19 protein-coding genes are annotated in these 20,133 nt (G+C 72.0%); 6 read left to right on the top strand and 13 right to left on the bottom strand.

From position 1 onward, the window contains the following. Positions 1-267: 267 nt before the first annotated feature. Both MTQ12_RS00375 and MTQ12_RS00380 read left to right on the top strand, forming a co-directional pair. Complete coding sequence (locus tag MTQ12_RS00375) at positions 268-816, top strand: MarR family winged helix-turn-helix transcriptional regulator (RefSeq protein ID WP_175406898.1); 549 nt, start codon at positions 268-270, stop codon at positions 814-816. 126 nt (positions 817-942) lie between these two features. Beyond that, positions 943-1,824, top strand: coding sequence for an SDR family NAD(P)-dependent oxidoreductase (locus tag MTQ12_RS00380; protein ID WP_265808424.1), 882 nt, complete (start codon positions 943-945; stop codon positions 1,822-1,824). Here the strand turns inward: MTQ12_RS00380 and MTQ12_RS00385 are convergent. Further along, positions 1,728-2,501, bottom strand: coding sequence for a DUF418 domain-containing protein (locus tag MTQ12_RS00385; RefSeq protein WP_348983833.1), 774 nt, complete (start codon positions 2,499-2,501; stop codon positions 1,728-1,730). The two genes, MTQ12_RS00380 and MTQ12_RS00385, sit on opposite strands and share 97 nt — an antisense overlap. Positions 2,502-2,615: 114 nt before the next feature. Here MTQ12_RS00385 and MTQ12_RS14910 point away from each other — a divergent pair, with 114 nt between their 5' ends. Next, positions 2,616-2,738 (top strand): hypothetical protein, encoded by a 123-nt coding sequence (locus tag MTQ12_RS14910; protein ID WP_282599124.1) that lies wholly within the window; start codon positions 2,616-2,618, stop codon positions 2,736-2,738. 233 nt (positions 2,739-2,971) lie between these two features. Here MTQ12_RS14910 and MTQ12_RS00390 read toward each other — a convergent pair whose 3' ends face one another. The 5 genes from MTQ12_RS00390 to rsmA all read right to left on the bottom strand — a co-directional run bounded on the left by MTQ12_RS00390 (position 2,972) and on the right by rsmA (position 8,756). Beyond that, a complete protein-coding gene (locus MTQ12_RS00390) occupies positions 2,972-3,217 on the bottom strand; it encodes a hypothetical protein (RefSeq protein ID WP_247423033.1) in 246 nt (81 codons plus the stop codon). Positions 3,218-3,369: 152 nt separating this feature from the next. Next, the gene (locus MTQ12_RS00395) at positions 3,370-5,403 is read right to left on the bottom strand and encodes an ABC-F family ATP-binding cassette domain-containing protein (protein WP_247423036.1); all 2,034 of its coding nucleotides are present in this window, start codon (positions 5,401-5,403) and stop codon (positions 3,370-3,372) included. A 291-nt stretch (positions 5,404-5,694) separates the two neighbouring features. Beyond that, positions 5,695-6,624, bottom strand: a complete 930-nt coding sequence (locus MTQ12_RS00400; RefSeq protein WP_247423037.1) for an alpha/beta hydrolase — start codon at positions 6,622-6,624, stop codon at positions 5,695-5,697. Positions 6,625-6,708: 84 nt separating this feature from the next. Further along, positions 6,709-7,809: a 4-(cytidine 5'-diphospho)-2-C-methyl-D-erythritol kinase gene (locus tag MTQ12_RS00405; RefSeq protein WP_247423039.1), complete on the bottom strand. Its 1,101-nt coding sequence runs from the start codon at positions 7,807-7,809 to the stop codon at positions 6,709-6,711. Further along, the gene (gene rsmA, locus MTQ12_RS00410) at positions 7,806-8,756 is read right to left on the bottom strand and encodes a 16S rRNA (adenine(1518)-N(6)/adenine(1519)-N(6))-dimethyltransferase RsmA (RefSeq protein WP_247423624.1); all 951 of its coding nucleotides are present in this window, start codon (positions 8,754-8,756) and stop codon (positions 7,806-7,808) included. The genes MTQ12_RS00405 and rsmA overlap by 4 nt, the downstream gene beginning before the upstream one ends. A gap of 150 nt (positions 8,757-8,906) precedes the next feature. Between rsmA and MTQ12_RS00415 the strand changes: the two genes are divergently transcribed. Together MTQ12_RS00415 and MTQ12_RS00420 are read left to right on the top strand one after the other, a co-directional pair. Continuing rightward, positions 8,907-10,238: a class I SAM-dependent methyltransferase gene (locus MTQ12_RS00415; RefSeq protein ID WP_247423041.1), complete on the top strand. Its 1,332-nt coding sequence runs from the start codon at positions 8,907-8,909 to the stop codon at positions 10,236-10,238. Between the two features lie 387 nt (positions 10,239-10,625). After that, the gene (locus MTQ12_RS00420) at positions 10,626-11,582 is read left to right on the top strand and encodes a sulfurtransferase (protein WP_247423045.1); all 957 of its coding nucleotides are present in this window, start codon (positions 10,626-10,628) and stop codon (positions 11,580-11,582) included. Positions 11,583-11,591: 9 nt separating this feature from the next. Here the strand turns inward: MTQ12_RS00420 and MTQ12_RS00425 are convergent, their stop codons facing one another. After that, positions 11,592-13,184: a glycoside hydrolase family 3 N-terminal domain-containing protein gene (locus tag MTQ12_RS00425; RefSeq protein WP_247423047.1), complete on the bottom strand. Its 1,593-nt coding sequence runs from the start codon at positions 13,182-13,184 to the stop codon at positions 11,592-11,594. Positions 13,185-13,355: 171 nt separating this feature from the next. Here MTQ12_RS00425 and MTQ12_RS00430 point away from each other — a divergent pair, with 171 nt between their 5' ends. Then, positions 13,356-14,492: a glutamate--cysteine ligase gene (locus MTQ12_RS00430; protein ID WP_137319046.1), complete on the top strand. Its 1,137-nt coding sequence runs from the start codon at positions 13,356-13,358 to the stop codon at positions 14,490-14,492. 113 nt (positions 14,493-14,605) lie between these two features. On the opposite strand, the gene MTQ12_RS00435 is transcribed toward MTQ12_RS00430, so the two are convergent. The 6 genes from MTQ12_RS00435 to MTQ12_RS00460 all read right to left on the bottom strand — a co-directional run bounded on the left by MTQ12_RS00435 (position 14,606) and on the right by MTQ12_RS00460 (position 20,079). Next, on the bottom strand, positions 14,606-15,151 hold the full coding sequence (locus tag MTQ12_RS00435) for a hypothetical protein (RefSeq protein WP_247423050.1): 546 nt from the start codon (positions 15,149-15,151) through the stop codon (positions 14,606-14,608). Beyond that, positions 15,148-16,311: an XRE family transcriptional regulator gene (locus MTQ12_RS00440; protein ID WP_247423052.1), complete on the bottom strand. Its 1,164-nt coding sequence runs from the start codon at positions 16,309-16,311 to the stop codon at positions 15,148-15,150. The genes MTQ12_RS00435 and MTQ12_RS00440 overlap by 4 nt, the downstream gene beginning before the upstream one ends. A gap of 224 nt (positions 16,312-16,535) precedes the next feature. Then, the gene (locus MTQ12_RS00445) at positions 16,536-17,108 is read right to left on the bottom strand and encodes an NUDIX hydrolase (RefSeq protein ID WP_247423054.1); all 573 of its coding nucleotides are present in this window, start codon (positions 17,106-17,108) and stop codon (positions 16,536-16,538) included. Beyond that, positions 17,092-18,315: a tRNA (adenosine(37)-N6)-threonylcarbamoyltransferase complex transferase subunit TsaD gene (gene tsaD / locus MTQ12_RS00450; protein ID WP_247423056.1), complete on the bottom strand. Its 1,224-nt coding sequence runs from the start codon at positions 18,313-18,315 to the stop codon at positions 17,092-17,094. Before tsaD ends, MTQ12_RS00445 begins: the two co-directional genes overlap by 17 nt. Further along, positions 18,305-19,093 carry a hypothetical protein gene (locus tag MTQ12_RS00455; protein WP_247423058.1) on the bottom strand — a complete coding sequence of 263 codons (789 nt, stop codon included), beginning with the start codon at positions 19,091-19,093 and terminating at the stop codon, positions 18,305-18,307. The genes tsaD and MTQ12_RS00455 overlap by 11 nt, the downstream gene beginning before the upstream one ends. Then, on the bottom strand, positions 19,090-20,079 hold the full coding sequence (locus MTQ12_RS00460) for an aldo/keto reductase (RefSeq protein WP_247423060.1): 990 nt from the start codon (positions 20,077-20,079) through the stop codon (positions 19,090-19,092). The genes MTQ12_RS00455 and MTQ12_RS00460 overlap by 4 nt, the downstream gene beginning before the upstream one ends. Positions 20,080-20,133: the final 54 nt, after the last annotated feature.

A 20,133-nucleotide genomic window follows, 5' to 3' on the forward strand; every position in this document is an offset into this window, starting at 1 on the left:
CGGAGCCGGAGGGAGCTGGATGCTCCCATGATGCTGCACAGTGCCGCGCGGTGCGCCACGGTGCCGGTTGCTCCGTTACGGTGCTCGAACAGTGCCGCAGGTGCCCCGGACGCCCTCGCAGCAATCCCGATGGGGCGTGCCGGCGGAGCCAGCGGTGATGCCGCCGCTCAGACTACCCGCGTTCATCTGCCGCACCCGAGGGATTCACAGCGGATTCGAATTCCGATATGAAACCGCAATCTGCGGTCCGTGGCTACCATGATCCACATGCTCCCCGATCCCCTTCTCGAACTCTTCGAAGCCGATACCGCAGAGCTTCCCCCGGCACAGCGCGCCCGCCACGCCCGGATCGCCTCGCTCGTCCACGCCGACCAGGTGCAGGCGATGACGGTGCGCACGGCGTCCGCCCGGTTCGCCCACGCCCATCAGCTCAACCTCATCGACTTCCAGGTGCTCCAGACGGTGGTCGCCTCGCGCGGTGCCGACCGCACCGCGACACCCGGCTCGATCTCCGAGCAGCTGTCGCTGTCGGCCTCGACGCTCACCTCGATCCTCGAGCGGCTCGTGGCCCGCGGTCTGCTCGTGCGCGAGCGCGACTCGGCGGATCGCCGTCGCATCTCCGTGTACTACACCGAGGACTCCGCGCGACTCGTCATGGACTACTACCGGCACCTCACCGCGGCCTACGACCAGGCCTACGGCGATCTCGACGATGCGGAGACCCGCTCCAGGGTTGAGTTCCTCTCCGTCCTCACCGAATGCCACGAGCGGGTCGCCGAACAGATCGACACCGAGACACCGGCCCGCAGCGCATGAGCCGCCGAGTGGCCGTGGTGCTCGGTGATTGAGCCGCAGTCGCGCGCCCGGCGCAGGATCGGCCGTTTCGGCCGCTCACTCGCCCGCGGCACCCGCACCGACGCCGCCTCACCTCCCGGGGCCGAGGTGGTCGCCGGCGCCTGCGTGCTCATCACCGGTGCCGCCCGCGGGATGGGTGAGATCTACGCCCGGAAGGCCGTCGCCCAGGGTGCGCGCGCTGTGGCGCTGTGGGACATCGACGGGCCCCGGGCCGAGGCGCTCGCCCGGGAGCTCTCGACCGCGCCCGGCACCGAGGTCCGTGCGTTCGTCGTCGACATCTCCGACCTCGATGCGATCCGCGCCGGCGTCGCCGCCGTCGAGAGCACCCTCGGCGCGCCGGACATCCTCGTCAACAATGCCGGGATCGTGCGCGGCGCGCCGTTCTGGGAGCACGATCCCGAGCGCGACATCGAGGGCACCATGCGCGTCAACGCGCTCGCCCCGATGTGGCTGACCCGGGAGGTGCTGCCGGTGATGATGGCCGATCGGGGACGCGCGAAGCGGATCCTGACCATCGCCTCGGCCGCGGGCACCCTGCCGAATCCGAACATGAGTGTGTACGCCGCCTCGAAGTGGGCGGCGATCGGGTGGAGCGAGTCGATGCGCCTCGAGCTCGCGCGGGCCGGCCACCGGCACATCGCGGTGACGACCTTCTGCCCGAGCTACGTGTCCACCGGAATGTTCGCGGGCGCCCGCGGGCCGCTCCTGACCCCGATCATGACCCCGGAAGAGGCGGCGGCCGCCGCCTGGAACGGGATGCTCGCAGGCACCCCGGTGGTGAACCGGCCGTGGACGGTCAAGCTCGCGATGGCCTACCGCGGGGTGCTGCCGACCCGCGCCTGGGACTTCGTCGCCGACCGCGTCTTCCATGTCTACTCATCGATGGACCGCTTCACCGGCCGCCAGGAGGCGGGTCCGGCGAAGAGTGGCCCGGCACACGGTCCGGAATCACCGAGGATCAGCCGATAGCTCGCGGCTCCTGCTGCGCGCCCGCCCGGGGAGCGCTCGGCACGCCGCTGCTGCCGCCGGTCGAGCAGAGATCCGATGCCGCGGAACCCGAGGTCCCACAGCCATTCCACCGGCCCACGCGCGAAGTGCTTCAGCCACAGCATGCTCAGCCCGATGAGGAAGGCCGAGAGCAGCACGTAGACCACCATCGTCCACAGCGTCATGGAGCCCTCGTCGAGCCGCGCGGCCAGTCCGAAGCTCCAGTCGTAGAAGATGATCGAGGCGAGCAGGTTCTGCAGGATGTAGCAGGTGAGCGCCATCCGCCCCACCGCGGCGAGCGGCGTGCCGATCCACCCGGCCCGCGTGCGGTTGGCGTAGAAGGCGGCGACCGCGGCGAGCAGCCCGAAGGCGACCGCGGTCGAGGTGATGAAGCGGGTGATGCCCGAGGCGTGGTCGGCGGCGAAGATCCGCACCGCCCAGTCGATCGGCAGACCAATGCCGAAGGCGAGCAGCATCGTCCGCTTCCGCAGCCGGTGCCCTTGCTCCTCGAAGATTCCCGCACGGAAGATGTGGGCACCGACGAGGAACAGTCCGATCCCATGAGGAACATCACGGGAATCTCGCCACGGCCGCCGATGAAGCCCACCACCCGCTCGTGGACCATCGCCCAGTAGCTGTCCGTGCTCCCAAGCGCCGATGCGTCGGCACCGCCGCCGGCCTGCTCGAGACCGGCGCGTCCCGCCGGCCCGGCGGCCTCCCGGAGGGACTCGGGGTCGTCGGGATCGACCCCCATGAGGAACGGCAGGCCGGACATGAGCAGCTGGACGGCGAGGATCGCCATCACGTGCGCGGCGAGTCCGGCGTTCATCCAGATCTTCTGCGCCCGAGGGCCGGTGATCATGATCGCCGACACCGCGAGCGCGGTGAGCTCGTAGCCCATGAGGACGTCGAACTCGAAGATGAAGATGTAGTTGAGCAGGCCGTCGAGCACGAGGATGGCGGCGCGCCACGGGTATCGACCGGGCCAGCCGGTGCCGCGGCGGATCGCCGACTGCCGCTGGATCTCGAGTCCGATGCCGAACATGATCGTCAGCAGCCCGATGAACTTCCCGTCGGTGACGAGGGTGATCGTGGTGTCGAAGAACCCGGGCGGGCCGACGGGATCCGCTCAGGCCGGGCCGGCCGCAGAGGGGACCGGATCGTCGAGGCGCGCCCCCGAGCCGGAGAAGATCCAGATGTTGGTGAGCAGCGTGCCGAGGATCGCGATGCCGCGGAGCACGTCGAGCGCCGGGAGCCGCCGCCGCGCTGTGGCGGGGTGGGGAGCTGTGGATTCGGAAGCTGTGGGTTCGGGAGAGGTGTCCGTGGGCGCGGCAGTCGCGGCGGCACGCGCGGAATCACCAGGGCGTCGTGTCATGCCCATATGTTACTCAGCAGTATCTTCGGGAATCCTGTGCACGGGAACCCGCTGCCGAGCTCCGATGACCGCAGTGCAGGCATCCGCGGACACTCCACCTGAGGAACCCGCGCCCCGGGAACCCGTGCCGGCGGCATCGGGGTCCGAGGCGCTCAGGCCTCGAGCTCCTCGGACAGCTCGAGCCATTCGAGCTCGAGCTCGTCCTTCTCCTCGGCCGCAGCACCGCGCTTCGCCGTGAGTTCGGCGAGCCCGGTGAAGTCGCTCTGGTCGTGCGCGGCGAGCTCGGCGTCGAGCGCCTCGATGCTCGCATCGAGCTTGTCGATGCGCCGGCCGAGCGCCTGCACCTCCTTGCCGAGCCGCCGCCGCTCGGCCGCGCTGAGCCCGGACCCACCGCCTCCGGACCCGTTGCCTCCGGACCCGTTGCCCGAGGTCGCTCCCGCGGAACCGCCCGAGGCGCCCGCCACCGCACTCATCACCGAACCCGCGCCCCCGTTCGGGGAACCGCCGTTCGTGGCACCGCTGCCCGTGCCGCCGTCCGGGCGACCGGACAGCGCCGGATCGGCGTCGAGCCGGAGGTACTCGTCGATGCCGCCGGGCAGGTGGCGCACCGTGCGGTTGCGCACCGCGAACTGGTGGTCGGTGACGCGCTCCATGAAGTACCGGTCGTGGGAGATCACCAGGAGGGTGCCCGGCCAGGTGTCGAGGAGGTCCTCGACCGCGGCGAGCATGTCGGTGTCCATGTCGTTGGTCGGCTCGTCGAGGATGAGGACGTTGGGCTCGTCGAGGAGGATGAGGAGGAGCTGGAGGCGGCGCTGCTGGCCGCCGGACAGATCCTTGACCCGTGACTGCAGCACGGTGCCGAGGCCGAGCTTCTCGAGCAGCTGGCTGGGCGTGAGCTCGCCCCCGGCGGCCTGGTAGGTCGAGCGCTTCCGCGCGAGGATCTCCCGCACCCGGTCATCGGCGAGAGCGTCGAGGTCGCGGAGCTGCTGGTCGAGGACCGCGACCTTCACGGTCTTGCCGCGCTTGACCCGCCCCTCGGTCGGCTCGATCTCCCCGGTGAGCACCTTGACGAGGGTCGACTTGCCCGCGCCGTTGGCCCCGAGCAGGCCGTAGCGGTCACCGGGTCCGATGATCCAGTCGAGGCCGGAGAGCACGGGTTCCCCGGCGGACGGATGTTCCCCGGCGGGCCCGGGTTCGCCGGTGGACGCACGTTCCCCGGCGGGCGCATCGTTCCCGGCGGATGCTTCGTCCCCGGTAGATGGCTCGCCCCCACCGGAGACCGGACCGCCGCCCGCGTCCGGGTATGCGACGCCGAGGTCGTGCATCTCGAACACGTCCTTGCCGAGCCGCGAGGTCGCCATCGACACGAGCTCGACGGTGTCGCGCACCGGGGGCTCGGCGGCGATGAGCGCATTGGCCGCATCGATCCGGAACTTCGGCTTCGAGGTGCGCGCCGGCGCCCCGCGTCGCAGCCAGGCGAGCTCCTTGCGCATGAGGTTCTGCCGCTTGGCCTCGACCGCGGCGGCCTGCCGGTCCCGCTCGACGCGCTGGAGGACGTAGGCGGCGTACCCGCCCTCGAAGGCGTCGACCGTCGCGTCGTGGACCTCCCAGGTCATCGTCGAGACCTCGTCGAGGAACCACCGGTCGTGGGTGACGACGAGGAGCGCGCCCTGGCCGGCCGGCCAGCGGCGGCGGATGTGCTCGGCGAGCCAGCGGACACCGGTGATGTCGAGGTGGTTCGTCGGCTCGTCGAGCATGATGATGTCCCACTCCCCGGCGAGCAGGCGGGCGAGCGCCACGCGGCGACGCTGTCCGCCGGACAGCTCGCCCACCGTGGCACCGAGGTCGATGTCGCGCAGCAGCCCGGTCATGACGTCGCGGACCGCCGGCTGCGAGGCCCATTCGTGCTCCTCCGCGTCGCCGACGACGGAGGTCCGCACATCGAGCGTCGGGTCGAGGACGTCGGCCTGCTCGAGGTAGCCCACCCGGGTGCCGCCGCGCGCCGTCACGCGTCCGGAGTCCGGGTCGAGCACGCCGGCGAGGATCCGCATGAGCGTCGACTTGCCGTCGCCGTTGCGGCCGACGATCCCGATCCGGTCGCCGGCGCTGATCCCCAGCGTCACCTCATCGAGGATCGTGCGATTGGGGTACGACAGGCTCACGGACTCGCAGCCGAGCAGGTGCATGGGACTCCTTCTGTGGGGGCGCCTCAAGCTTAGAGGAGGCCCGCGGGCCGGCACTCATTCCCCCGGCCCGGTCCCCAGGGCGGGCGCTCACTCCCGCATGGGCCCTCACTCCAGTGCCGGCCTTCACTCCAGCGCGGCGAGAGCAACGGACCAGGCGTCCTCGAGATGGGCGGTCCCCTGCTCCGCGACGCCGAACCTCTCCCAGGCCTCCCGGTCGACCCGGTAGCGCGCAGGCCCGGTGAACTCGACTCGGCCGTCCTCACCCAGCAGCCCCAGCCCCGAAATCCCGACTCAGAAGTCCCGGCTGAGCCAGTCGATGAGGTCCGGCCAGATCGCCTCGCCGGTGCCGCGTCGCAGCAGCCCGTGGTGGCCCAGGCGCGGCACGCCGAGCTCGGCGGGGGCATAGGTGCGCCGTTCGACGCTCGCTCGGTGCAGCGGTGCGAGGAGCGCGTCCATCTGGTCGGGACTGGCCCACAGGTCGTCGTCGGCACCGATCGCGAGCACCTCGGCCTCGACCGCCCCGGCACGTTCCCGGGCATGCATCGTGGGGTCGTCGTAGAAGTATCCGGGCAGCCGGGTCCAGCGGCCCCATTCGAGCATCGCCCCGGCGGGGATGTCCTCCCCGAGGCCGAGGCGCCTGCCGGGCATGTAGCCGAGCGTCCGGCACAGCACCGGGCCGACGACGGTGAGCAGCGCACCCACGCGGAGCCGCTCGCGCCGCTTCGCGATCCGCTGTGTCGCCGCCACGTGCGCGGACACGACGGCGAAGCGGGACACCGATTCGAGCCCGTGGCCGAGCACCATCGCGTGGCCGCCGATGCTGTGGCCGACGGCTGCGTGCGGCAGGTCCGGGAAGCGCTCCCGGCACCAGGCAGCGGCGGCGGGGACGTCCTCGCTCATCCAGTCGCGCATCCGCATTCCGGGGTGGTCGCGCGGATCCCCGGACTCCCCCGTACCCCGGTAGTCGTAGGCCATGGCGATGATGCCGGAGGCGGCGATGCAGGAGGCGAACGCGCGGTAGTACCGGCGCGGGGTCGCGGTCGCGGGATGGATCATGATGACCCCGCGCGGCGCGCCCACCGGGTGCCAGACGGTGCCGGAGATCCGATCGGGCCCGACGGGGAAGCCGATGTCCTCCGTCGTCTCGGGCCCGCGGATCTCGATATCGCCGCCCTCGGCGGTGCGGTCGCCGGCGGTGCGGTCGTCAGGCGTGCGGTCCATGGCCCCGAACCTATCCCAACCTACCGATGAGTACACATCGTCGCGCGTATCCTCGTGCGCCCGGATATCGCGCGCCCCAGGCTGTCACGCCGCGGCGGGCGGCGGGACGAGGTGGGCGCCGCCGGCCGGGCCGGTGGTGCGCACGACCTGGCGGACGCCGCGGCTCGCCTCGAGGAGAACGGCGATCTCGAGCGCGTGCGTGTGATCACGGGCGAGGAATCCGACCGTCGGGCCGGAGCCGGACACGAGGGCGCGCAGCGCTCCTGCCCGCACTCCGGTCTCCATGATGTCGGCGATGCCGGGCAGGAGGTCGATCGCGGCCTCGGTCATGTCGTTGTGGAGGACTCCGGCGAGCGCCTCGGGATCCGCGGTGCCGAGTGCGCGGAGCACCTCGGCGGGGTCGACGGCGCTGTGGGCGCCCACGCCGGTGACGTCGCCGGTCCTGTCGCCGTCGCCTGCCCCCGCGTGCTCGCCGCACGTCACCGGCCCCGCATCGCCGCGGGCGGCGCGGATCTCATCGAGGCGACGGTACACCTCGGGCGTGGACAGCCGACCGGTGGAGGTGGCGAGCACCCAGTGGAACTCGCCGCGCCCGAGCACCGGGGTCAGCTCGTCGCCGCGGCCGGTGCCGAGCGCGGTGCCGCCGCGCAGCGCGAAGGGCACGTCCGCGCCGAGCTCGCGGGCGACGCTGTGGATGAGCTCCTTGTCGGTGCATCCGACGAGGTGGGCGTAGGCGACGAGGGCGGCCGCTGCATCAGCAGAGCCGCCGCCCATCCCTCCGGCCACCGGCACGTTCTTCTCGATCGCGACCTCGACGGGCACCTCGACCCCGGTCGCCTCGGCGAGGGCGAGGACAGCCGCCAGCCCGAGGTTCGAGGCGTCGAGCGGCACGGTGGTGTCGGCGTACCGCCCGGTCAGGGTCACCGAGTGCTCCGCGGCGGGGATGAGGGTGACGGTCTCCGCGAGGTCGAGGGACTGGAACACCGTGACGAGGGAGTGGTAGCCGTCGTCCTCAAGCGGACCGACGGAGAGGAAGGCGTTGATCTTGCCGTAGGCGCGCGCCCTCACGGGGGCCGGACCGTCGACCGAGCCATCGAACGGGCCATCGAACGGGCCGCCGGCCGACCCGAACGGCGGGCCGGGTCCCGTATCCGGATTCGGGTTCGGGCTCACATCGGGGCTCACACAGTCTCCTTCGCCGCGGCGAGTGCCACGTAGTCGTCGATGTCGAGGACCTCGCCGCGCGCCCGCGGGTCGATCCCGGCCGCGCGCAGGATCTCCTCGGCCCGGGCGGGGCTGCCGGCCCACCCGGAGAGCGCGGCGCGCAGGGTCTTGCGGCGCTGCGCGAAGGCGGCGTCGATCGCGGCGAACACCGACTCGCGGGACGGTGCCCCGCGGTGGGCTCCGTCGGACCCGCGCTGATCCCCGGCTCCGTCTCCACCGGCAGGATCTGCACCTGCAGGATCTGCACCTGCAGGATTCCCGCTAACAGGATCTGCACCTGCTGGATCTCCACCGGTGCGGCGGCCATCGGCGTGGCGCTCGATCCGGACGAGGCCGGAGTCGACGTTGGGGGCCGGCCAGAACACGTTCGTGCCGATCGAGCCGGCGCGGCTCACCGTCCCGTACCAGCGCGCCTTGACGCTCGGCACGCCGTAGGTGCGGGAGCCGGGCTCGGCCGCGAGCCGGTCGGCGACCTCGGCCTGGACCATGACGAGCACGGTGCGGATCGTCGGGAAGGTCTCGAGGAAGTGGAGCAGCACGGGGACGGCGACGTTGTAGGGCAGGTTCGCGACGAGCGCGGCGGGCGGACCGAGCTCCGGGGACTCCGGCAGCTCGGTGACGCGCAGCGCATCGGCGACGACGAGGTCGAAGGGGGCGTCGTCCCCGCAGCGCTCGGCGACGGTCCGCGGCAGCCGCGAGGCGAGGAGCTCGTCGATCTCGACGGCGATGACATGGTGGCCGGCATCGAGCAGGCCGAGCGTGAGCGAACCCAGGCCGGGGCCCACCTCGGCGACGGTGCACGGTTCGCTCAGGCCGGCGGCGGACACGATCATGCGCACGGTGTTGGGGTCGATGACGAAGTTCTGGCCGCGCTGCTTCGTGGGTCGCAGCTGCAGCTCCGCGGCCATGGCCCGGATGTCGCGTGCGCTGAGCAAGGTGGTCACGTCTCCCACCCTAGACGAACGGTCCCGAGGCGCAGCCGAGCGCAGGAGACCGGCGACCGAGGGCACTCGGGCAGAGGCCCTCGGCCGACAGGCGCGGTCCTCTAGGCTGAGGGGATGGATGCACGCACGCTGGCCCGCCTGCTCGAGCCCGAGGTGTTCGCCCGCCTCGCCGAGATCGACTACCGGCCCTCCGACGAGCTCGCGCTCGCCGCGCGCCTGCGCAAGGAGGGCCTGGAACCCGAGGCCGCCACCGCGCTCCTCGCACAGGCGGCCCTGCGGGTCGAGGCGGAGGGGAAGTTCGGGCCGTTCGCCTCGGACATGCTCTTCACCCGCGATGGTCTCGCCCAGGCGACCCGGCTGCCGGTCGCCGCCCACCATGCCCGCCGGATGCTCGCTGTCGAGCCGACCCGGCTCGCCGACCTCGGCTGCGGACTCGGCGCGGACACCATGGCGTTCGCCGGGATGGACAGCACCATCGAAGCCGTCGAGGCGGTCGAGGCCGACGAGGTCACCGCTGCGATCGCGACCTTCAACCTCCGCCACCTCGACACCGTCACGGTGACGCACGGCCTGGCGGAGGACCACGACCTCGAGCACGTCGACGCGCTGTGGCTCGACCCGGCGCGCCGCGTCCTGCCCGGCGGGAAGCCCGGTGGGAAGGCCGGTGGGACGTCCAGTGGGAAGTCCGGTGGGAAGTCGGTCAGCGGCACGGCAGGTGCCGGTGCCGGTGCCGGGAAGGGCACCACGGACGCGCACGGCTCCACCCGCCGGATCTCCGATCCCGAGGCGTTCTCCCCCTCGCTCACCTGGGCGTTCGACGCCGCGTCCCGGGTCAGGGCGGCCGGCATCAAGCTCGGGCCGGCGCTCGACCACGCGCTCGTCCCCGACGGCTGGGAGGCCCAGTGGGTGTCCCACGACGGCGACGTCGTCGAGGTCGCGCTCTACGCCGGGGACGCCGTGCTCCGCCCCGGGCGCAACGCCCTCGTGCTGCACCCGCAGGGCCCGGTCCAGGTGCACGAGTCCGAGGTGCCGGTCGACGACGAGGACGGGATCGGGGACCTCGGCTCCTACCTCTTCGAGCCCGATGGGGCACTCGTGCGCGCCGGGCTCGTCACCGCCCTGTGCGAGCCGCTGGACGCGCGCCGGATCTCGAGGCCGATCGCCTACCTCACCGGGGACCGGGTGCCGACCGGAGCCGCGGCCAAGCTCGTGCGGACCTACCGGATCCGCGAGGTGCTGCCGGCCGGGCTCAAGCCGCTGCGCGCCGCGCTCGTGGCCCGCGGCATCGGCCGCGTGGTCATCAAGAAGCGCGGCGCCGACATCGTCCCCGAACAGGTGCGCCGCCGCCTCAAGCTGCCCACCGGCGAACCCGCCACGCTCGTGTTCACGCGGATCGGCGAGCACCACGTCGTGCTGCTCACCGATCCGGTCGCGCCGAAGCTCTGAAGCATCCGCAGTCCTCAGGCGCCCACGGCAGCCGGCAGATCTGGAGGCCGGCAGATGAGGCCGGCAGATCCGGAGGCCGGCGGCCGATGCGCACGGCTCCACAGGCCCGTGGGGACGGCCGGTGCGGGCATCGGATCCGGAGGCCGCTGCGCACGGCCGGCACAGGCGGCGATCACGATCTGCTGGCCGATCGGCGCGTCGATCCCTCCGCGCAGGGTCCACCGGCCCCATTGCGCTCGGTGCGCGCGTGCGGAATCCTGGCAGTCGTGCGGTCCGAACGACGCTTCTGCCTGTACGACGCCGTTGTCAGTCCTTCATCGTCGTCAGCACTGCACCGTCATCAGAACTGCACCGCACTTCCCATGAGACCGACCGAGGAGACCTGCCGTGGCACGCGAAGACCATCTCATCACCGTCGAGCGACTCGCCGAGGAGCTCATGAGCGCAGCTCCCCCGGTCCTGCTCGACGTCCGGTGGACGCTGCAGCAGCCCGATGGCAGCGCCGACTACGCAGCCGGACATGTGCCCGGCGCGCACTACGTGTCCCTCGACGAGGAGCTCGCCGACCATCGCACCGCTCACCCGGCCGAAGGGAACGCAGCCGGCCCCACGGCCGGACGCCACCCGCTGCCCTCTGCGGCGACCTTCGAGCAGACGGTGCGACACTGGGGCATCGACGCAGGCACGCCGGTGGTGGTCTATGACGACAATGCCGGACTCGGCGCGGCCCGCGCCTGGTGGCTCCTGCGCTGGGCCGGTGTCGGCAACGTCCGGCTCCTCGACGGCGGGTTCGGCGCCTGGCGCGCCGCCGGCCGCCCCGTGAGCACGGACATCCCCGAGCTGCCGGATCCGAGCGCTTTCGACATCGCGCCCGGTTCCCTCCCGGTGCTCGACGCCGATGAGGTGGCCGACCGCGCGCGGACGGGCATCGTCCTCGATGCGCGGGCACCGGAGCGCTATCGCGGCGAGACCGAACCGCTCGACCCGCAGGCCGGGCACATCCCCGGGGCCCGGAACGCACCGGCTGCAGACAACACGGAGGGCGGGTTCTTCCGCCCCGAGGACGAGCTGCGCGCGATCTACCGCGAACTCGGCGTGCTCCCGGGCACGGACCGGGAGGACAGGAGCGGCACCGGCGCGGACAGGACAGATCCGGCCGGCGCGGATGCAGGCGGGTCCGATCCGAGCAGCCCTGTCGGCGTGTACTGCGGCTCCGGCGTCACCGCCTGCCACGACGCCTTCGTCCTCTCGATGCTCGGCGTCGAGGCGGCGCTGTTCCCGCCGAGCTGGTCCGGCTGGTCGAACGACCCGGACCGCCCCGTCGCCACGGGCGCCGAGCGCTGAGCTCGTCCGCTATCGGCAGTCCGGCGCCTCGACCCCGTCGACCTCCACCGGCAGGGCGCCGCCCGCGTCCGTCTCCCCGGTGAGGTACCGCGCGAGCGCGCCGAACCCCGCGTCGTAGTCGTCGTAGCCGGCGAGCACGGTGTCCGCCCGGCTGCCCGCCAGCCGCCACGGCCCGCGGGTGCCGTAGACGACGTCGGCGGAGGCCCCCTCGTCGAGGGCGACCGTCGTGTCCGCGTTCGCCTCGATGCTCAGCCCGTTCTCCTCGGCCTGCGCGGTGAAGGCCGAGATCGCGGCCTGCTCGCCGCTCACCACGGCGACCTCCTCGACCGGTTCGGCGAACGTGCATTCGCCGGCGACCACGGTGAGCGCCGACTCGGCGAGCGCATCGATGCGCGCGGTGTGGTCGTCGACCGTGACGGCGAGCTCCGCGGCGTGCTCCTGCCACAGCTGCATCGCGACGACCCGCTCGGCCGCCTCGACGAGCCGCTCCCGGTCGAGGTCGCCGGAGTCGAGGGCCTCGCGCAGCGCACCCACCGACGCCTGCGCGTCCGGCGGGAGGAGGACGAGGTCGGCGCCGGCGCGGATCGCCTCGACCGATTCGGCCCCGCGCGGACCGGCGGGCACCGCACCCATATTCATCGCGTCGGTGACGACCACACCGTCGTAGTCGAGCACCTCGCGGAGCTCCGCATAGGCGTCGGGGTCGACCGAGGCCGGGGTGTCCTCGGAGCCGGGCAGGCCGATGTGGCCCATCATCACCATCGGGACGCCGGCGGCGACCGCGGCGCGGAACGGCGCGATATCGCGCTCGTCCATGTCCGCGATGCTCTTCTCCGACACCGGCAGGGTGTCGTGCGAGTCGTCGGTGAGCGCTCCGTGGCCCGGGAAGTGCTTGGCCGAGGACAGGATGCCGGCATCGGAGTAGCCCCGGATCGCCGCCTCGACTGTGCCGGACACGAGCGCGGGGTCGTCGCCGGCCGAGCGGACGTTGATCGCGGCGTCCCGGGCGCCGATCGTGACGTCGGCGGTGGGGGCGAAGTCGGCGGTGAGCCCGAGGCCGCGGAGGTCCTCGCCCTGCGCCTGGATCGCCGCGGTGGTCAGGGCCGGGTCGTCGGCTGCGCCGAAGGCCATGAGCGGGGGCATGTCGAGGGCCGCGGTGCCGAGCCGGGACACCGGCCCGCCCTCCTGGTCGACGCCGAGGAACACCGGCGCCTCGCGGTCGGCGCTCGCCTCGGTGATCGCGCCGGTGACCGCTCGGACATCGTCCGGAGTCGGGTTCTCCGGCAGGTTGTAGGCCATGACGATCGCGCCGGCGAGCGCGTTGTCCGCCACGAGCGCGGCCCCGGCGGACGGATCCGTGCCGTCGAAGGAGCCGATGACCACGGCCCCGGCGAGCGCCTCGTCGTCCATCCCGGCGACCACCTCGGCGGCCGGCTCCCGGAAATCCGCGACCTCGACGATCTCCTCGGGCGCATCGGCTCCCGGGGTCGGTTCGACGGTGCTCGGGTCGGAGTGGCCTCCGGGTGCGCCGGCGGGAGCGCTGCCCATGGTGCATCCGGTGAGGGTGAGCAGCGCACAGGCGACGAGGGCGATGATGCGCATCCGGCCATGGTAGCGACTGCGCCTGGGCATCGCGGGCACGGCGGGTGGGAGGACGCCCGGAAGCACCTCGGGCACCGTGCGCGGTGGTCGTCGACGGCTGTCCGGCTCCTGTGCGACCGTCGATGACGACGGCGCGCGGACACGGCGAAGTGCTGGCATAGGATGACGCCCATGGTTGAATTCGCTCGCTCCGACCGCTCCACGCTGGGGGTGGAATGGGAGCTCGCCCTCGTCGATCCCGCGACCCTCGACCTCGTACCCCGGGCGAGCGAGGTGCTCGACGCCGTGGCCGAGGTGCCGGGTCTGGACACGCGGGTGGTCGGCGAGATGCTCACCAACACCGTCGAGATCGTCTCCGGCGTCCACCGCGGAGTCGACGGGATCCGCGAGGACCTCGGCAGCGCGGTGGGCCGGCTGCGGACCATCACCGACGCCCTCGGCATCGGGCTCATGAGCGCCGGCACGCACCCGTTCTCCCGTTGGGCCGATCAGCAGGTCACCGACAAGGAGCGCTACGCAGAGCTCATCAACCGCACCCAGTGGTGGGGGCGGCACATGCTGATCTTCGGCGTCCACACCCACGTGGGGATCGACGACCGCGACAAGGTGCTGCCGATCCTCAGCGCGCTGCTCGCCTACGTGCCGCACCTCCAGGCGGTGAGCGCCTCCTCCCCGTTCTGGGACGGGCAGAACACCGAGTACGCCTCGAACCGGGCGATGCTGTTCCAGCAGCTGCCCACCGCCGGCCTGCCGTATCAGTTCGATACCTGGGCGGGTTACGAGCGCTATGTGGACGACATGCTCACCACCGGTGTCATCGACCATGTCAACGAGATCCGCTGGGACATCCGCCCCTCCCCCGGCTGGGGCACGATCGAGGTCCGCGTGTGCGACGGCATGCCGACCCTGGCCGAGGTGTGCGCAGTGACGGCGTTCGTCCAGTGCCTCGTCGACGACATGTCGGAGCGGCTCGACCGCGGGGAGACCCTGCCGACGATGCCGGACTGGTTCCACTTCGAGAACAAGTGGCGGGCCGCCCGCTACGGCATGGACGCGATCATCATCGAGAACGCCGAGGCGCGCGAGCGGGTCGTCACCACCGTCCTCGCCGAGGAGGTCGAGCGGCTGGCGCCGGTCGCCGAGCGGCTGGGCTGCACGAGCGACCTCCAGGCGATGCTCCGCTTCGCCGAGGCGGGTGCGAGCTACCAGCGGCAGATCGCCGAGTACGAGCGGACGGGCGACCTGCGCTCGGTGGCGCGGCAGCTGTGCGAGGAGTTCACCGGCGAGCGGTCCGTCCTGCAGCGGTGAGCCGAGGTCCGTCTGGAACTGCCGGCTGAGGTCCGGCGGTGCTCAGATGGTCGGAGATCCTCGAATTCCGGCTCGGGATCCTGGTTGTTCGGCCACCTGACCAGGTTGTGCTCTCATGCCCGATCGACGAGCAGCGCCCACTCCTGATAGGTGCTCTGCGGCAGGCCCACGGGCTCGAATCCGTGCCGGAGCAGCAGGTTCTCGCAGGAGACGTTCCGCACGTGCACCTTGCCGTGCACGATCCCGCTCGGCGCTCCGCTCGGATCGATCACTGCACGACAGCGCCGGATCACCCGGTCGACGAGCTCGTCTGCCAGGTGTCCGCCGCAGCCGCGGTGCGCGACGTGCACCCCGCTCGAGGTGATGTAGACGGCCGGCATCCCGACCTCGTGGACTTCGAGTTCGTGGAACTCGAGCCAGGCCCCTGCTGCGATGACGTCCTCGCCCGGGACGCGACCGACGACGAGCTCGTCCCCCGCGCGCATCCGATGGCTCGCGTTCCTCAAGAGCGCCTGCGCCTCCCACTCCCAGGGCACGGGATGCGGCAGCCGCCGACCGGCCGGGGTGCGCGGTCGCTCGACCGTGCAGGTGAATGACTGGAGCACAGCGGCGGAGCGCCGATCGGTGATCGTCGACCACTCGAGGCGCTCGGATGTCATGCCTGCTGCCGCGACTCGAGCCAGGCACCGAGTGCCGGCGTGCTGCGCCTGTGCGCCGGGTCGTCGAGCAGTCGGTCCACCGCCTCGGCCTCGGTCTCCGGTTCCTCTACCTCGAAGGTCGTGAGCACGTCCTCGATGTCGACGCCCAGCACGAAGGCGAGATCCCCGGGGTCGGCCTCCCCGGATTCGACCCGCGCGGTGAGTGCTTCGACGAGCGCGAGAGGGAAGCGCTGGGAAGATGCCTGCTGCTGTCGGTCGGCCACTGCACGGCGGTTCGGGCGCGCACCGTCGAGCGGGTCCGGGGCCCCGCGGAGGAGCGCCGGGGTGCTGCTCTCCAGGGCCGCGCCGGCCTCGGCCGATACCGCGACCTCGAGGAAGCGCAGCCGGGTCAGAAGCGCCCTGGTCGACACCCCGAGCGTCCACAGCACCTGCGTGAGCTCGCTCTCCGACATCGCGGACCAGTCGTGCGCGCGGATCTGTTCAGCGGGAAGCAGCAGCTCGGCGGCGAAGGCGTCCGCGTCGTTCTCCCGGGCCTTCACCGGATGGCGGGAGCCGTCGTGGTGGCCGAGTGCCAGATGAGCCAGTTCGTGGGCCAACGACCAATTGCTGCGGAACCAGCTGGGGTTCGAATTGAGCACGATGATCCCGCGCTCACCGATCCGCAGCGAGTAGTCCGTCGACAGTCCTGCCATGCGGATCACGTCGATCTCGAACGTCGCTTCGATGCTCTCTGCGAACGTGCGGACGAAATCAGGGCCGAGACTCGCGCGCACCCCCTGCGGATCCGCCGGAATCGCTCCGGAGGCCGGCACGGAGCCTGGAAATGCACGCCGGTAGAGATCGGCGATCCGGTCGAGGATCTGCGCATCGTCGCGCGCGCCCGGGTTCGACCGCTCCTTGCGCTGCGGATCCCATGCGTGCCGCGCCGCGAACTCCAGATGGTGAGGGTTCGGAGCACCGGTGAGCAGCCAGGTGAGGTCCGCGTCGAGCGCGCGCGCGATGCGGGTGATCTCGGACAGGGTGAATCCCCGCTGCGCGCTCAGCGCGCGCGACAGCGCATCGGGCTTCATGCCGACAGCCTCAGCGAGACCGCGCTGCGTCATCTCGGCAGGGAGATGGGACCGGATCCGTTGTCCGACCTCGATGAGCTGGGTGTCCATCGCTCCATCCTACCGTGCCGTTGGGAAATTCCCAACGGCACGTCCGGTGGGCCCTGCAGAGGTGAACGGTGCCGCCGGCCGGCAGTGAACTGAGGTCCGGCGGTGCTCAGGTGGCCAGAGATCCTCGATCTCCGGCTCGGGATCGTGGATCTTCGACCACTCGACGCATGTGCGGCGCGCAGGGCCATCGGACGGAGGTGCGGGTCGCCTGACGGAGCGCGGACTCACTCCCCTGCGGGCGGGTTCTCCTCGAGCACGCTGCGCAGGTGGGGCCAGGCGTTCTTGAATCCGGGGTGGAGGAGGTAGCCCTCGACCTCGTCGAGCGGGACCCACGCGAGCTCGACGCTCTCGATGTCGTTGACGAACTCCTCGAGCCGGGTCGTCGCCTGCGCGATCACCGTGGTGTAGCTCCAGCCCTGCTTCTCGAGCACATGGGTGTCGAGCACCTCGACCCCGGTGCCGTCGAGCGCGGGGACCCCGGCCTCCTCGTGGCATTCGCGGATCGCGCCGGCGAGCGCGGTCTCCCCCGCATCGATCGCACCCCCGGGGATGCCCCACGTCCCGCCCTCGGCCGACCACGCGACCCGGTGCTGCAGGAGCACGCCGCGCTCGGGGTCGTGGATGAGCAGACCGGCGGCGCCGAACTTCCCCCAGAACCTCCCCTCGGGCGTCTCCACCCAGCCGTCGCCCGATCGGCGGTGGCGGCGCGGCGGCACGGGGCCGCCTGCGGGGACACCGTGGTGCGGGGTGTCGGAATCCGGGGCGGCGGGCTGCGGCGCATCAGGCGATGAGGACATCGTGGGCCTCCAGGGATGAGGTGACGCCGAAGTCGAACGGCGAAGGGGCGAGGCTGCGGGACACGATCTCAGCGCCGAGCGCTGCGACCATGGCGCCGTTGTCGGTGCACAGCCGCAGCGGCGGAACGCGCAGGGTGACGCCGGCAGCGGCGCAGCGCTCGGTCAGCCGCTCCCGGAGCCGGGTGTTCGCCGCGACTCCCCCGCCGAGCAGCACGTGGTCGATCCCGGTGTCCTCGCAGGCGAACAGGGTCTTGGTGACGAGCACGTCGACGACGGCCTCCTCGAAGCTCGCGGCGACATCGGCGAGCCGGATCCCGCGGTCACCCGCCCCGGCCTCGTGCGCGGTGACGAAGCGCAGCACGGCGGTCTTGAGCCCGGAGAAGGAGAAGGAGTGCCGGCGCGCGGGATTGCGGAGGTCCGGCGCAGTGGACAGCCCGCGCGGGAACCGCACTGCCTGCGGGTCGCCGGGGACGCCGGTGCCGTCGAGCGCTCCGGCCGCGGCGCGGGAGATGTTCGGTCCGCCCGGGTAGTCGAGTCCGAGCAGCCGGGCGGTCTTGTCGAACGCCTCGCCCGCGGCGTCGTCGATCGTCGCGCCGAGCAGCTCGATGTCGTCGACGATGTCTCCGATCCGCAGGATCTCGGTATGCCCGCCGGACACGAGGAGCGCGATCGTCGGCGTGTGGAGGCCGGGCGAGTCCTCGGCGACGAGGTCGACGGCGACGTGCGCGGCGAGGTGGTTGATGCCGTAGAGGGGAAGGCCGGTGGCGGCGGCGAGCCCCTTCGCGGCGGACACCCCGACGAGCAGGGCACCGGACAGCCCGGGGCCGGCCGTGACGGCGATCGCGTCGAGGTCCTCGATGCGCACCTGCGCCTCGGCGAGCGCCTGTGCCACGGCAGGGCCGATCGCCTGCACGTGGGCGCGGCTCGCGACCTCCGGGACGACCCCGCCGTAGCGGACGTGCTCGTCCATCGACGAGGCGATGGTGTTCGTCAGCAGCGTGCGGCCGCGCACGATCCCCACCCCGGTCTCGTCGCACGAGGATTCGATGCCGAGGACGAGCGGCCCGGCGGCGGCGTGGGCGGCGCTGTCGTCGCCGGTCGCGGCACCGCCTGCGGCCCGGCCGCCGTGCGCACGGTCGTTGCGCGCACTGTCGTTGCGCGCACTGTCGCCGCGGGCACGGTCGCCGGTCAGGCCGTCAGCGATCATGGGGTCCGTCGCCGCCGGGTCGGCGCTCCGGGGCTCCGGGGACGCCCGGGTCATGGGAGCCGAAATCGTGGCTCCCGTAGTCGATGCCGGTCGATTCCTCGCCCGGCCGGTCGGTGTCGTCCGGATCATTGCTGTCGGAATCGTCCTGTGCCTGGGCGGCGAGCTGCTCGTAGCGGGCGGTGAGCTCGCTCTCGGGGACGTCCGAGGCACCGGCGCCCACAGCCTCGCGGAGCAGTCTCAGGTGGGTCTCCCACACCGGTCCCACCTCGGGCAGGATCTCGGCGGCCTCCTCCGCTGTGGCGAAGGTGCAGGTCAGGGAGATGCGGGTGCCGTCGTTCGTGGGCCGCAGCGAGATCCCGAGCCGGCCGAGCGCGGCGAACTCGAGGAGGACGTGGGAGTCCTCCTCGCAGCTGAGCACCTCGGCCTCGAGGGAGCCGCCGGCCTCCGGGTCCGCGGGCCCAGCCTCATCCGCTCCGTACGTTCCGGCGCTGTCCGATCCAGGGGTGCCCGATCCAGTGCTGCCCACCCCGGAGCGGTCCGTTCCGGGGGTGCCCGATCCGGGGCTGGATCCAGGGCTGTCCGGCCCGGCCACGTCCTCGCCGTCGTCGAGGCGGAAGCGCACCCGGTCGTCATCGACCCGGGTGAAGGGCGCGAACCACTCGGCGCACTCGTCCGAGTCCGCGATCCGGCGCCAGACCTCGGCCGGCGAGGCGTCGACCTCGGTGTCGATGACGAGGTCGGTGCCGGATTCCCAGACGATGAGCGAGGCATCGATCATCGTGCGCCGTCCTTCCGCTCACGAGGTGCGGCCGCGCGTCCGGCGTCCGGCCAGGCGGCGTCGAGCCGTGCGATCTCCTCGGGACTCAAGGTGAGGTCGGCGCCGGCGAGCAGGTCGCCGAGCTGCTCGGGGACCCGGGCCGAGGCGATCACCGAGGGGATCGTGTCATGGGCGAGCAGCCAGGCGAGGGCGACCGCGGTCGTCTTGGTCACGTGGTCGCAGGCGATGCTCTGGAGCACGCCGAGCGCGTTGACGGCCTGCTGGTCGTCGACGTACTTCGCCACGGCGCCGCCGCGCACGGAGTCGACCTTCGCACCGGGGATGTGCTTGCCGGTGAGGAATCCGCCGGCGAGCGAGGCGAAGGGCAGCAGCGCCATGCGATCGGCCCGGAGGTGCTCCTCGTACTCGCGGGGGTAGTCGTCGCGGGACACGAGGTTGAAGCGGTTCTGGATCACGCGGTACTCGGCCAGGCCGTTCGCCCGCGCGATCTCCTGAGCGCTCCGGAGACGGTCGAGGGAGAAGTTCGAGGCGCCGAGGTGGCGCACCTTGCCCTCGCGCACGAGCGCGTCGAAGGTCTCCGCGACCGCGGTCTGGTCGGCATCCGGATCGTCCTGGTGGGCGTAGTAGAGGTCGATCCGGTCGGTGCGCAGGCGTCGGAGGGAGTCCCCGACGCAGGCGCGGATGTTGGCGGGATCGAGGGTGGCGCGGCCCTCGAGCATGCCGACCTTCGTGGCGATGACCATGTCGTCGCGGTTGCCGCGCTCGGCCATCCACGCACCGATGATCGACTCGCTCTCTCCACCGGAGTTGCCCTCGACCCAGCACGAATACATGTCTGCGGTGTCGATGAAGTTCCCGCCGGCGGCGGCGTAGGCGTCGAGGACGGCGAAGCTCTGCTCCCGGTCCGCGCCCCAGCCGAACGGATTGCCGCCGAGGTTGAGCGGATGGACGCGGAGGTCGGTGTCTGCGAGGGGGATGAGGTCCATGTCGCCAGGCTATCAAGCGACCCTGCGAGATCTCGCGGTCTGACGGACACTCCC

This window comes from Brevibacterium sp. R8603A2 (assembly GCF_023072605.1).
GTDB lineage: Bacteria > Actinomycetota > Actinomycetes > Actinomycetales > Brevibacteriaceae > Brevibacterium > Brevibacterium pityocampae.

Coding starts and splice junctions, on each gene's coding strand:
- rsmA (WP_247423624.1), bottom strand. CDS start 8,756: ATGGCCGCGGAGCTGCAGCTGCGACCCACGAAGCAGCGCGGCCAGAAC.
- MTQ12_RS00435 (WP_247423050.1), bottom strand. CDS start 15,151: ATGACATCCGAGCGCCTCGAGTGGTCGACGATCACCGATCGGCGCTCC.
- MTQ12_RS00395 (WP_247423036.1), bottom strand. CDS start 5,403: ATGCACCTGCTCGGCTGCGAGTCCGTGAGCCTGTCGTACCCCAATCGC.
- MTQ12_RS00445 (WP_247423054.1), bottom strand. CDS start 17,108: ATGTCCTCATCGCCTGATGCGCCGCAGCCCGCCGCCCCGGATTCCGAC.
- MTQ12_RS00375 (WP_175406898.1), top strand. CDS start 268: ATGCTCCCCGATCCCCTTCTCGAACTCTTCGAAGCCGATACCGCAGAG.
- MTQ12_RS00400 (WP_247423037.1), bottom strand. CDS start 6,624: ATGGACCGCACGCCTGACGACCGCACCGCCGGCGACCGCACCGCCGAG.
- MTQ12_RS00460 (WP_247423060.1), bottom strand. CDS start 20,079: ATGGACCTCATCCCCCTCGCAGACACCGACCTCCGCGTCCATCCGCTC.
- MTQ12_RS00430 (WP_137319046.1), top strand. CDS start 13,356: ATGGTTGAATTCGCTCGCTCCGACCGCTCCACGCTGGGGGTGGAATGG.
- MTQ12_RS00440 (WP_247423052.1), bottom strand. CDS start 16,311: ATGGACACCCAGCTCATCGAGGTCGGACAACGGATCCGGTCCCATCTC.
- MTQ12_RS00455 (WP_247423058.1), bottom strand. CDS start 19,093: ATGATCGATGCCTCGCTCATCGTCTGGGAATCCGGCACCGACCTCGTC.
- tsaD (WP_247423056.1), bottom strand. CDS start 18,315: ATGATCGCTGACGGCCTGACCGGCGACCGTGCCCGCGGCGACAGTGCG.
- MTQ12_RS00415 (WP_247423041.1), top strand. CDS start 8,907: ATGGATGCACGCACGCTGGCCCGCCTGCTCGAGCCCGAGGTGTTCGCC.
- MTQ12_RS14910 (WP_282599124.1), top strand. CDS start 2,616: ATGAGCAGCTGGACGGCGAGGATCGCCATCACGTGCGCGGCGAGTCCG.
- MTQ12_RS00390 (WP_247423033.1), bottom strand. CDS start 3,217: ATGACACGACGCCCTGGTGATTCCGCGCGTGCCGCCGCGACTGCCGCG.
- MTQ12_RS00425 (WP_247423047.1), bottom strand. CDS start 13,184: ATGCGCATCATCGCCCTCGTCGCCTGTGCGCTGCTCACCCTCACCGGA.